We start from the raw sequence: 12,412 nt of genomic DNA on the forward strand, positions 1-12,412 counted from the left end.
GTATTGTGCGGTCACAATGGCAGCAGATATGGCACATTTTTTACACCACTAAGTCAGATATCCATAGGTGATGAAGTGATGATAACCGACAAAAAGGGACAGGAGCATATCTATGAGGTAACAGAGACAGAGGTAGTAAATCCGTATGATAACAGCATCAAGACACAGGGAGATGAAAAAGAATTAACTCTTTTTACCTGTTCCCAGAAAGGAACCATGCGTTTTGTGGTCAGGTGCATTTATAAGGAGGCGGTTATGGATGAATAAGAGATACCGGTTAGCTGAGATAGAAGAGGCAGTATCGGAAATGGAAGAGTTAATTGACATCGAGGATGATATTGCAGAGATTAATGATGACTTTCAGATAGTTGTAAGCGGCTGGTCTGTGTATGTCGAAAGTCTGAATCTGACACTCAGACAGGGAATAGCCTGTGTATGGGATGCAGAGGAAGGATTATTTATGCCTGATTTTGATGTGACTATCGTGTATGAGGGGAACATTGAAACACAGGAGTGGCTCTACTACGAGCAGGACGGAATGGTCGTTACACTTGGCAACTGGCTTAATGGCAGATTGTCTTGTGAACAGATAGAACAGCTTTGGTGTGAGCTTATCATACCGGAGCAAAACAAAGAACAAAAAGAAAGCGAGGAATAGCATATGAAGTATTCAATTAAAGTAAACGAAGTAAGGGCAAAAGAGGGCAGCAACATCAAGGGATTTGCAACAGTAGTATTTGGTGATTCATTTAAGATCACCAATATTGCAATCCTTGAGAATAAGGACAAGGGAGAGCTTTTTGTTTCAATGCCTAGATACCGCTCCAATGAGCGTGATGAAAGCAATGGTGTGATCTATAAGGATGTGTGCAATCCTATCACAGCAGAGTTTCGTGAGGAACTCTATACCAATATCCTTGATGCCTATGCAAGAATCAGGGAACCGGAGAAAGAGGAGACACAGAAGCAGGACAGAACACGTGAAATGCCTGAGTTTTCCGTAACTGTGACACCTTATGAGAGGGAAGGCAGTAACATCAAAGGACTTGCCCGTATTTACTTTGAAAACAGTTTCATCGTAAATAACATCAATATCGTGCAGGGCAAAGAGAAAATCTTTGTATCAATGCCTTCTTATAAGACAAAGCAGGTGGACGAGCAGGGCAAGCCTATCTACCAGGATGTCTGCTATCCGGTCACAAAGGATTTCAGGGAAAAACTCTATAATGAGATTATCTCTGAATATGAGAAAGCAAAGGATAAGAGCAACGAAAAGGCGAGGGAGAGTGCCGAGAAACATCATGGCAATCCCGATAAAGAGAAGGACAAAGAGGCAACGCCCTTTCGATAATTAGTAATCATGTTACAGGGGCGGCCAAGGCTGCCCCATTTACAGAATGGAGGAAACAGAATGGATATAGAAGCAGGAAAAACACTTACCAACGAGGAGGTCATAAGAGAACTTCTCGAATTATTAAAGAAGAATGCCATGAAAGAGCAGGCAAATGATGTATTTGAGATATGCAGCTATGTGGATGGACTGGAGAAAAAGATTGATTCCATGACGGAAGAACTCACCAATATGCAGAACCAGATTAAGGAAATGCAGGAAGATACACTTGTCAATAATGCTAAAAAGGCATTGTCGGAAGCAAAGGAGCGACTTAATGCCAGATGTGAGCAGATAAAGTCGCAGGTATTGGAAGTGAAAGCACAGGTCAAATCTACAGCAAAGAGCATAGTTGATGAGGCAAAGGTAAAGGGAAGAGCTGCATTATACAGAGTGTCGGAGTTCTTAGGAATTAAGAAAAGGCTTCTTGATATCCGAGAGAATGTAAGAGGTGCAATAAAGACCACGGATACGGATATAGCAAAGACAGCACTTCTTGCAAAAGGATTTCGTGAAGCTGGTCAGACAGCAGCTAATGCATTCCGTACTTTTGCAGATAAGCCGGAGGTGGATTATTCGCAGAAGGAACAGAAACACCCTCTCACAAAGGCGGTACTTACCCCTATGAAAGCAGTGAGAAAACTGCTTGTATCAATGGAGCTGCATCTGGACGCTTCGATTGATAAGCTGGATAATCTGGCGATGAATGTGCAGATAGATAAGGAAAAGCGTGTGGAGAATACGAAGAGTGAGAAGCAGAATGTACCTGACAGGGCAGAAGCAGAGCCGGAGAGAGTCAATGCTGAGATTGTGTATACTCCAATGGTGGCTGAAGCACATGAGTATCAGTATAATGCCGATGCATTTGAGGCTAGAGGTGGTGCCGATGTGAAAGTGGGGACAGCAGAGAAAGTATCGAAGGTAAGAGAAGATAAAGCCAGATAGTAATTGGGGCGTGGGAGAATATCCTGCGTCCCTATTTTATTGATTCTACACTATTGTCATCGCTACGGCAGATTGGTTATATACATGTGGCATTTTATAATAAATGACACACGTAATTGCGTAATAATATAATTGTGCGAGGGGAGTAGATAAAAATGAATGAGCACCTAGCAGCATTTGTGGGATACCTGACAGATAAAGAAAAATCGAAATCAACGATTGAAAGCTATACCAGATATGTCAAAAAATTTTTGAAATATGTGGATGGAAATGAGATAACAAAGGAGCTGGTTATACAGTACAGGGAGCTATTGGAGCGTGAAGGCTCTGCGTATTCCACGATTAACCTGATACTTATTTCCATCAATTGTTATTTTTTGATATTAGAATTTGATTTAAAGACAACTGACTGATAATCAGGTATTATCAGTCAGCTAAGGTAGACCAGAGGTTAAAAATTAAACTTATTTCGTGAATGTTTTGTTGTTAATATGTTTTTTTGCTTTGCCATAGTGACATGAGTGTAAATCTGAGTTGTATTGATAGAACTATGACCAAGCATTTCCTGAATATATCGAATGTCAACATCTGCATCTAACAGTGAGCTTGCAAATGTACGACGGAACATATGAGGTGTAATATGCTGTTCAATAGCAGCAAGAGAAGTGTATTTGTTAATCATTCTCCGTACTGTTTGATCTGACAAAGGAGTGCCTGACGGGTTTACAAAAAAATGATTAGATTGATTTCTGATGAATATATGTTTTTATATTCAAGCAATATTTTTTTGACATTTGTATTTTCAGCAAGCAGAGAAAACAATGATTAAGGATAATGCAACAAAGAATGAGCCTGCAAAGAGCGGAAAAAGCCGATAGAGAAAAGTCCTCTTGAATTGAATTAAGGTTTGATTCAAGGGGATTTTTATATTTTGAGTGTCATTTTCTGCAATAAAAGGTCACTTTCTGCACAGGTAGTTGTAAAAATGTTTGAATCGGGTTTATGTTAGAAGTGTAGTTTAGGTACTCAATTATTGAGAAAAACAAAAATCTTAGGAGGTATGGTTTTATGATCAAAAAAAAATTAGCAAAAATGTTGACAACCTGTTTAATGTCTGTATTTATTATTGGTACTGCAAGCATGACTGTACATGCAGAAAGTGTGAGAGAAACAGAGCCTAATAATACTATGGAAACCGCTGAAACGATTATGGCAAATCATGAAACCGCTGCACAGGCAGTCAGTGGTAGTCGTCCTAGCCAGCATGTAGTTACAGGAAGTACAAGTAATACTGACGAGGATTGGTTTAAGGTATATTTGTCAGCCGGAACGCAGTATGTTACTTGTAACGATGATCCTTTTGAATTTGAGGTTTATGATCCAAACGGCAGTCTTGTTTTAGATGAAATATATACAAAGATAGGATTTGGTTCAACAGCATATCCGTTTGTGGCATCAACAGATGGATTTTATTATGTAAAAATTAAAGGAATTACATCATCATCTTCAGACTATATATTGCTAGTAGGTGGTCCAACCTATTCTGTTGCAAGTTGTAAAGTGGAAATGCCTACTGTAAACATGGCAAATGGCAGCGATAGTTCATCATCTATAGATTTACGATTTGAGGATGCTCTGCCAGAAGATGCTGTAGTATATATGCTTTCAATGAGTGGAATAAGAACTACTGCGGTAGATAGTATTTCAGTTAGAAATCTTAGTAGCAATAATACAGTTAACTTATCTACATATACGTGGGATAAATCGGGGTTAGTATCTTTAAACATGCCATTAAAAGGCAGATGGTCAATAACGTATGGCTATAGTAAGGATATATCTTTCACTCCTACTATTTCTTTGTATTATGCATATCCGGTTACATCAACATATGTTGAGGATGATGTTGTGATTATACAATAATTTTAGAAAGAGTGATGCTATGAATGTTAATTTTTTTCCTTTTAGTAATTCACTTCAAATTCTAGGTCGTAGACAGAGTTTGGCAAATATTATGTGCAATCAGCAAAGTGTTACTCAAAGTAGGAAAAAAGATTTATTTGTTAGAAATACAATGTATGATACAGGAATTTATACAGCTTCAGCAGGAAAAAGAAATAAAATGATTTCAAACAGTATATTATCTGCTATGAATAATGATATTTCTAAGGTACGAAAACAAGGCGATATATACGAATGCGAAGGAACATTTTTTACAGCGGAGCAGATACCTAAAATCAGTGGAACTTCTTTGAATGAAATTAAAGCGGAAGATAATATCATTGACTTTGGGAAGAATAAGTATTTTAAATATGTCTCCCGTGACGGACAGGAGCATTGTTTATACACAGATAATAAGGGGATAGGCGCTATTGTTTCCGAGATTATGCGTGGCGAGCCTTATGATCCGGTGTTGGAAAGGTATGCGAGCTTTTGGAATTATATGATGACAAAAGACCCTGTATATGTTCAGTTGTCTTATTCAGATGAAGAAATAAGAGGATATATGGAAAATGCAGGGATAAAAAATGGCTTTTTCACAGTAAAAATGGGAGATAGGGAAGCAACACAATTTTATTCTGCCACTAAAACAACAAGTCCAATTCAGTCTAAGGAACGATATGATGCAAGATATAAGAATTTGACTTCGGGTGGTATTTTGCTTGACGAATATGAAGCTGGAGATATTTTTAAGATTGGTAATAAGGAATATGTTTTAAGTGAATCTCATACATTGGACATACCATACGGAGAGGATATTTATAATATAGAGTATCCGAGTAATTATAAGTTTGGTAAAAAAGTTGAAGAATAATAAGGGATTCCCTTGAGGTGGACTAGAAAGTGTGGTTCAGCTCAAGGGAATTTTATATATTCTTATATAAGTAAGAGCATTATACATTAATAGAGTTTTTATTGCGGAAGTTTTCACTTATTTCGTGACATGGACTAAAACAAGTCCATTTTCACCATGCGTATTGCATAAAATAATGCAAAAAGAACCAAAATGGGTTCATGGGCATGGTGAAAATGGATGGAACAGAAAATAAAGCAAGATGAGATATTTATTGGTAAGAATATCCGGCGTATAAGGAAAGAAAAAGGAATCAGGCAGACGGAAATGGTTGCATTGTTGCAGTTGGAGAATGTAATGATTACAAGAGAAGCTCTGGTAAAGATAGAACGTGGAATCCAGCATATTCAGGCAACGCAGCTCCGGGCAATAAAAAATGTATTAGAGACTACTTATGATGAGTTATTAAAATAGAGAATGAAAAAGACAGTCAAGTTTCATATAATGTGGAATTGACTGTCTTTTTATGTAGAAATTAGGATAATCAAATTAGCTCTTGTGCTGATAATTTAAAATATCTTTGAGCAAGGCAGGAGTTATTCTTTTTTTATCCGCTTCAGTTAAATTTGAAAACTGAGACAAGGTAGTAAGTTTATTCTTTTTAAAAAGAGTAATAGATTTTGGCTCAGACGTAATTTCAAATAGAAATTTGTCATGCCAGCTTTTAGGTGTGTTCCCATGCTTTCTTAATATACGGTATGTTTTCATGGTAAGGAGGTAGTCCTTATTACATATACAATAGAGGTCATATACGGTTTTGTCGTTAAAGTCATTGATGTGGTGGATATTGTTCCTAAAGAGATAAATATATAATTTAGAAGGAAAATTAAATTGTTGGAGACTTTCCTTTACAATGGAAAGAGAATTTATTTTTACGTGATATTTTTGGCACAGAGCGTCAAGTTCAATTAATGTAGTACTTCCGAGATTGCGGAACTGCATGATTTCCTCCCGTGCATAATGTGTTAGCTGGGAGATATACAGTATGTTATTACGATCAAGAATATTATAAAGGCGTTTAGACATAGGAATGCTGCTAATAGGAATTTCATTTTCAGGAGGAAATATGTAACCGTATGTGTTTAGCTCTTTCATAATGGGATTGAGAGAACAATTACGAGGAAGAACATTTGCTAAAGAGATATAATTATATTCCTTAAGTTCGGAAACAGTAGTAATTCCGGCATATGCTAATGCAAATTTGGTAATAGAAGAAAGATTAAGCTGCTCAATTTGGGTATCCATTGTTTTGACTCCTTTATCTGTATAAATAAAACTATTAGCATTATATCATTGATTTTGGATAAAAGGAAGAATGTGGACTAAAATTAGTCCTTGTATTATTGTATCTATATAGAAAAATGTTGCCCTCAATAGTTTTTTGAAATTCCCGTGTGAGGGGGAAAGTTGATTACAAACAGAATAAATTACAGCAGTGAAAGTGACGATACAAATGCAGGAAGAGCAGAAATGTTCTTCCTGTTTTTTAACAGAACTTCAGCAGCTGGCGGGGAAAGGAGACAGTATGGCAAAGTTCTTAAATTATGAGGACCGGCTGGAGATAGAAAGCGGACTAAAGGAGCATATGACTTTCACAGAGCTTGGAGAGAAACTGGGAAGGGACAGGACTACCATCACAAAGGAGATCAGGAACTATTCCATCGAACAGGACACCGGTTATGGAAGTTACCCGCATAATACCTGCAAGTACAGAAAAGCATGTAAGAGGAAAAAAGTATGTGGGACAAATGACTGCAGGCATCCACTGGTAGCTGTCTGTAAACAGTGTGAACTCATATGCAACCGTTACTGCGAGCATTATGAAGAAGAAATATGTACCCATCGCTTTAAACCGCCATATGTATGCAACGGATGCAGTGAAGTAAAGAAGTGTACGCTGACAAAAACTGTTTACGATGCTCTGGGAGCCCAGAGGCGGGCAACGGATAAGATATCGGAATCCCGAAGCGGGATCCTTGCTACGGAAGGGGAAATCGCCAGACTCAATGAAATCCTGGTGCCGTTGGTAAAACAGGGGCAGTCTATCCATCAGATCTACCTGACACATAAGGATGAACTGATGTGCAGTGAAAAGACCCTCTACAACTACGTGGATGGATGCCTGTTTGATATCAGGAACATAGACCTGCCAAGAAAGGTAAAGTACCGTCCGAGATATAAAAAACCGGAGCTGAAAGTAGACCGTGGATGCCGTGTGGGAAGGAATTATCATGATTACGAAGTATATATGGAACAGCATCCGGACACAGCAGTGGTGCAGATGGATTCCGTGATCGGCAGCAAGGGAGGGAAAGTCCTGCTGACGATATATTTTGTAAATGTGTCACTGATGCTGGGGTTCCTGCGGGAAGCGAACACCTCAAAGTCAGTGATAGATATTTATGATGAACTGTACCACCGGCTGGGAGGGCAGGATTTTAGGAAGCTGTTTCCGGTCATCCTGACGGATAACGGAAGTGAGTTTTCCAATCCCAAGTGTATAGAGAACGGACCGGATGGAAAAGGATTTCAAAGGACGAGGATCTATTACTGCAATCCAAGTGCGCCGTACCAGAAAGCAGAGATCGAGGTGGGACATGAATTTATACGCAGGATCCTGCCGAAAGGAAGAAGCTTTGATGAACTGACGCAGGCAGACGTAGAGCTGATGATGAACCATATCAATTCCTACCGGAGAAAGAAACTGAACGGAAAAAGTCCGTATGAAGCGTTCAGCTTTTATTATGGAGAAGACCTGGCGGAGAGGCTTAGATGCCACGAGGTTGCAGCCAAAGACATCAACCTCACCGCAAGACTTCTCAAAAAGTAACCAGAAGACAGAATAAAGCACAGACCGCCGGCTGAAATAGGAACAGCAGAAGACGTGAATTATGGCTTGCAAAATTTGTAAGCCAAAACTGACGTCCGGTTTTTGTGCAAAAAAATACTCTGCCATAAGGTGATTATATCATAAAAGCAAGGGAAAAACGGGAAAGTCATTACAAAAGTGGAAAGTCGGGTACAAAATTTGCAGGTCGCTTTCAAAATGTGAAACTCGTTTACAAAACGGGAATCTCGGATGACTATTGAACTGTGTGGGGGTGGGACGAATATGGTTTTTGGTCATTTTCTGCAATAAGTAGCTATTTTCTGCAAGACTAATTGTATTTTATAAAATTTAATATAAAATAATCATTGGGTAATTTTTATCTGAAAGATATTAGAAGCGTTTTGTGAAGAATGTCAAATAATGTGCAGATTGGAATGAGATATTTGAGAGAAGATAGAGTAGCAATTATTGATAATGGAATAAATAGTAATTTAATGTGTAAAGAAAAAATACAATCACAAATGGTTATATATGATAATAATAGGTGTATAGAAGATAAAGAGGAAATTCAGATTACAGATTTTCAGCATGGAACATTTTGTGCATTGATTTTTGAAAAATATAATTCTGATTGCATATTAAATAGTGTGCGAATTTTAGATAAAAATGGAAAGGGTGGGGTCGAAAAGATAGAACCTGCCCTTGAATGGTGTTATCAGAATAACATAAAGATTGTTAATTTGAGTTTTGGAACTACGAATTTTAATGAGTGTGAAAAGCTAAAAAAATTGATTAATAAGTATGTATATAATGGTATGATTATTGTGGCGGCAACGGCAAATTCAGGTTTCGTATCATATCCAGCTAGTTTTACGAATGTAATCGGTGTGGCAACAACAGGAAGTCCTTTAAGTTATTCCGAAGATTATATGCAAATGGGGATTGATACTGTTGTGCCATCTGAACATATAATTAAAATGTTTGATGAAGAGATTAGAACATCATTGAGTAATAGTTATGCAGCTCCATATGCATGTGCTTTAATTGCAAATAGGTTAAATATAGATAAAACACTTAGCATAAAAAAATTAAAGGAATATGCAAAAGAGCAAAGCCATATTGAAATGGTTGAAGGAGTATATGAACCGGATTGGGTTTATAAGGCTTATGTAATAGGCGGAAAGAAAACGAGCAGGGCAAGTTATTACTTTGAAACGATTTCGGGAGATTTGAACGAAATACGGGAGAAAGTAGATACTATAATAGCTTTTTCTATGGCTGATTTGGAAAAGCTGGAGATAAAAAATAAGAGTGCAATTTATCTTGGGAAAGAGGATATTCATAATATAGATGTGCAGGGCTTTTTTTGGAGCAAAGAAACCAGACAGCGACAGATTTTGTATAATCATTATCAAGGAAATGGTCTTGAGGTTCCAGTGGTGATACTGGCAATCGAAGATACAATAGATAAGTTCTATGTACTAACAGAATTAAAGAGGGCGTTTGCAAGTGGCGGTTATAATGCGTATACGATAGGAATGGAACCGGAGTGTGTATTATATGCACTGGAATATATGCCGGAGCCTGTATCGGATATTAATGCTTGGAAAAATTTTGTAGAAAGCCAGGTTTTTTATAAACAAGGGGATTTGGTCATATGGTGTGTTCCATTGGAAGAGAAGGATAAATTTTTACATGTTTATCCTGATTGTGATGTGCAAATCAATATTTACAATGAGAGAGATAATAATACTGTATGGTTCTCTTTTGAGGGAGAAAAGATTGAGAAAAAAATACCGGGACTGATTGACAGGAAAGATGTTGGGGAGATATATCATGTTATAGAATCGAAACTGACGGAGAAAGAAGATGAGTAACAAAGAGGCTGTAAGAAGATTACTTCTGCTATTAGGCAAATATAAAAAAACAATAGTTGTGATTGTTGGCTGTCTGCTTGTTTCTACCGGATTAAATCTTTGTGTGCCGCTGATCAGCAGGCGGATCATGGATGATGGTTTTATTGGTGGAAACAAGAAATTGCTGATAGAGCTGGTTTTGGTGTCTATGGTAATTTACACTATAAATTCCCTTATAGATTTAATCAAAGAAAAAAAACGTGTTGACATTTCGGCAAAGATACAGTATTTCCTTTCAGAACAGTCTTTTTCACATCTTATGAAGCTGCGGGTGAACTATTTTAACAATACCAATTATGCGGAGACGTTAAACAATATTAACATGGATATTAACCAGATGACATCTGTTGCCGACAGCAGTGTTTTCTTTGTAATAACACAGGCGTTTAGCATGACAGGCGGCATTATCGGGTTATTTATCATAGATTTCAGAATGACGATACTGGTTCTTCTGTTCATACCGATCAAGTGTGTTGTGATGAAATACTTCGCTAAAAAACAAAAGCAGATTATGGACGAGTTCATAAAGAAAAACCAAAAATATGCGAAATGGTTTGGGGATACCGTCGGAGGGGTACGGGAAGTTAAGCTGTTTAATATTTTAGACAGGAAACATGAAGAGTTTGATCAGAACCAGAAGGATATTATTGAGAAGCAGAAGCAGATGAATATGCTGGGACAGTGGAATACGATTACAGATAGCCTTATGGTGCAGTTCCTTTCCACACTGTTATATATATTGGGGGCAAACTTGGTGTTTGACCTACAGCTTTCAGTCGGTAGCGTGTTTGCTTTCATTACATACAGTTCATATGTTACGGGACCGATTTCTGCAATCCTTAACATAGGTTATCTCTTATCAGGGATTATCCCGTCAACAAAAAGGTATTATGCGTTTATGGACTTGGAGGAAGAAACAGATAATGGGGAAACTGCTGCTTTGTGTCCGGATGACCTGAAATTGCAACAGGTTTCTTTTGCATATGAAAAAGAAAAATATGTTTTAAAAGATGTGGATATTTTGTTTGCAAAAGGCAGTAAGACAGCTATAATCGGGCGCAATGGTTCGGGAAAGACAACGATTATCAATCTTCTTACCAGAATGTATGAGCCAACAAGTGGTAAGATAATGCTTGGGACAGAGGATATTTCAGAATTGCCGCTGCCAGAGTACCGTAACATGGTGTCTGTAGTGAGCCAGCAGATTTATCTTTTTAATGATACAATAAGAAATAATATCTGCCTGTATAAGCGGGTGGACGATGTTATAGTGGAAGAAGCCTGCAAGGACAGCGGACTGGAAGATTTCATAAAAGAGGTTTCACTTGATTATGTGGTAGGGCAGAACGGGGCAATGCTTTCTGGTGGACAGAAACAGAAAATAGCTCTTGCGAGAGCTTTGATACATGATAAGCCAATTGTTATATTTGATGAAGCCACTTCAAATACGGATGCTTATTCGGAGCAGCAGATTAACGGGCTGTTGGATACAAAACTAAAAGAAAAAACGGTAATAGTGATAACACATAAGAAAGAGATATTGAATAAAGTGGATCAGATTGTCGTGCTGAAGGAGGGCGTGGTTATTGACAACGGGACATATGACGAGTTAGTGGGCAAAAATGAAGAATTAAATATTATGATGGAAAAAGTGGGTTAAGTATGAGAAAACTTTTCAGAATAGTAGGGATTGTCTGAAAAGTTTTTTTGTGCCGTTTTCTGCAATAAGTGGTCACTTTCTGCAACACATCTTGATATATGCAATAATTTACACGATAATATACACAAAAGCGAGAGTTCAATAGTTATCTGAAATAGATAAATAAATCTGAAAAAGGGAGGTAATTGCATGGGTGTTGATTCTATATTAGGATATAATTTATCTGTTCAAACAAAGAATTTTACAAAAAGAATTACATTAGGTGCAACAGGTGCTAATCAAACACAGGGGCTATCAGAGTCAGAAAAATTAGAAAATTTTAAAAAAGAGATTTGGAAAGAAATAGATTCTATGTCGTGGGGATCGAATATTTCGGTACAAATAACGGATAGTGCATTTGAAAAAATGATGGTGGACAAAGAGTTTAAAAACAAAATGATGAACATCATCAGAGAGGATGCCCGTGGCTCAAATATGATGTGTGGTGGAACTTTAATAAACATTGATGAAAATGGATATAAAGGTTATTCCTATATGCAGAGTCATACAAAAGAGGCAGGGAGAGCGTTTGAGGCGCATTCCAAAGATAAAGACAGTTTTTATTCAAAAAAGTGTAAAAAAGATGAATTAAATGAACTTTGGGAGAAAGAGAGATTGAAAAAACGCCAATATCAGGAAAAGGCTGACGATGAGTATATGGAAAGCTTACGTCTGAAAGAGATATTTCAACACAAAGAAGATGTTGCAAAATTATACGAAGAAAAAACAGTCAAAAAGTAATTGGAAGATATGTAATTACCGTGTTTAGGTAAATTATATA

Annotated in this window: 14 protein-coding genes and 1 pseudogene; 13 read left to right on the plus strand and 2 right to left on the minus strand. The window is 37.4% G+C overall.

Annotation, left to right across the window (positions count from 1 at the left end):
• From WMO38_RS01725 to WMO38_RS01745, 5 genes are all read left to right on the plus strand, one after another.
• Window positions 1–267: sortase (locus WMO38_RS01725; protein WP_349161199.1), on the plus strand; the 267-nt coding region annotated here is incomplete at its 5' end.
• Window positions 260–658 (plus strand): hypothetical protein, encoded by a 399-nt coding sequence (locus tag WMO38_RS01730; protein ID WP_117690985.1) that lies wholly within the window; start codon window positions 260–262, stop codon window positions 656–658. The genes WMO38_RS01725 and WMO38_RS01730, both read left to right, overlap by 8 nt.
• 3 nt (window positions 659–661) lie before the next feature.
• Window positions 662–1,351 carry a SpoVG family protein gene (locus tag WMO38_RS01735; RefSeq protein WP_008395320.1) on the plus strand — a complete coding sequence of 230 codons (690 nt, stop codon included), beginning with the start codon at window positions 662–664 and terminating at the stop codon, window positions 1,349–1,351.
• 60 nt (window positions 1,352–1,411) lie between these two features.
• Window positions 1,412–2,335: a DUF6674 family protein gene (locus WMO38_RS01740; protein ID WP_117690986.1), complete on the plus strand. Its 924-nt coding sequence runs from the start codon at window positions 1,412–1,414 to the stop codon at window positions 2,333–2,335.
• Between the two features lie 155 nt (window positions 2,336–2,490).
• On the plus strand, window positions 2,491–2,748 hold the full coding sequence (locus tag WMO38_RS01745) for a site-specific integrase (RefSeq protein ID WP_117690987.1): 258 nt from the start codon (window positions 2,491–2,493) through the stop codon (window positions 2,746–2,748).
• 38 nt (window positions 2,749–2,786) lie between these two features.
• On the opposite strand, the pseudogene WMO38_RS01750 reads toward WMO38_RS01745, so the two are convergent.
• Window positions 2,787–3,136 (minus strand): annotated as a pseudogene (locus WMO38_RS01750) (tyrosine-type recombinase/integrase); the annotation flags it as partial.
• Between the two features lie 267 nt (window positions 3,137–3,403).
• Here WMO38_RS01750 and WMO38_RS01755 point away from each other — a divergent pair.
• From WMO38_RS01755 to WMO38_RS01765, 3 genes are all read left to right on the plus strand, one after another.
• Entirely contained in the window at window positions 3,404–4,255 is an 852-nt protein-coding gene (locus WMO38_RS01755; protein WP_022155156.1) for a hypothetical protein, read from the plus strand.
• 79 nt (window positions 4,256–4,334) lie between these two features.
• Window positions 4,335–5,147, plus strand: a complete 813-nt coding sequence (locus WMO38_RS01760; RefSeq protein WP_331866311.1) for a hypothetical protein — start codon at window positions 4,335–4,337, stop codon at window positions 5,145–5,147.
• Between the two features lie 219 nt (window positions 5,148–5,366).
• Complete coding sequence (locus WMO38_RS01765; RefSeq protein ID WP_118548248.1) at window positions 5,367–5,600, plus strand: helix-turn-helix domain-containing protein; 234 nt, start codon at window positions 5,367–5,369, stop codon at window positions 5,598–5,600.
• Between the two features lie 75 nt (window positions 5,601–5,675).
• Here WMO38_RS01765 and WMO38_RS01770 read toward each other — a convergent pair whose 3' ends face one another.
• Window positions 5,676–6,431, minus strand: coding sequence for a DNA-directed RNA polymerase subunit alpha C-terminal domain-containing protein (locus tag WMO38_RS01770; protein WP_022155153.1), 756 nt, complete (start codon window positions 6,429–6,431; stop codon window positions 5,676–5,678).
• A 162-nt stretch (window positions 6,432–6,593) separates the two neighbouring features.
• On the opposite strand from WMO38_RS01770, the gene WMO38_RS01775 reads away from it, so the two are divergent.
• From WMO38_RS01775 to WMO38_RS01795, 5 genes are all read left to right on the plus strand, one after another.
• Entirely contained in the window at window positions 6,594–6,734 is a 141-nt protein-coding gene (locus WMO38_RS01775) for a hypothetical protein (protein WP_157579697.1), read from the plus strand.
• On the plus strand, window positions 6,712–8,016 hold the full coding sequence (locus tag WMO38_RS01780; protein WP_069432380.1) for an IS30 family transposase: 1,305 nt from the start codon (window positions 6,712–6,714) through the stop codon (window positions 8,014–8,016). Before WMO38_RS01775 ends, WMO38_RS01780 begins: the two co-directional genes overlap by 23 nt.
• Window positions 8,017–8,450: 434 nt before the next feature.
• Complete coding sequence (locus WMO38_RS01785) at window positions 8,451–9,893, plus strand: S8 family serine peptidase (protein WP_349161203.1); 1,443 nt, start codon at window positions 8,451–8,453, stop codon at window positions 9,891–9,893.
• Window positions 9,886–11,592, plus strand: coding sequence for an ABC transporter ATP-binding protein (locus tag WMO38_RS01790; protein WP_195287312.1), 1,707 nt, complete (start codon window positions 9,886–9,888; stop codon window positions 11,590–11,592). The genes WMO38_RS01785 and WMO38_RS01790 overlap by 8 nt, the downstream gene beginning before the upstream one ends.
• A 189-nt stretch (window positions 11,593–11,781) precedes the next feature.
• Window positions 11,782–12,372, plus strand: a complete 591-nt coding sequence (locus tag WMO38_RS01795; protein WP_195287311.1) for a hypothetical protein — start codon at window positions 11,782–11,784, stop codon at window positions 12,370–12,372.
• Window positions 12,373–12,412 lie beyond the last annotated feature (40 nt).

This window comes from Lachnospira hominis (ex Hitch et al. 2025) (genome assembly GCF_040096395.1).
GTDB lineage: Bacteria > Bacillota > Clostridia > Lachnospirales > Lachnospiraceae > Lachnospira > Lachnospira hominis.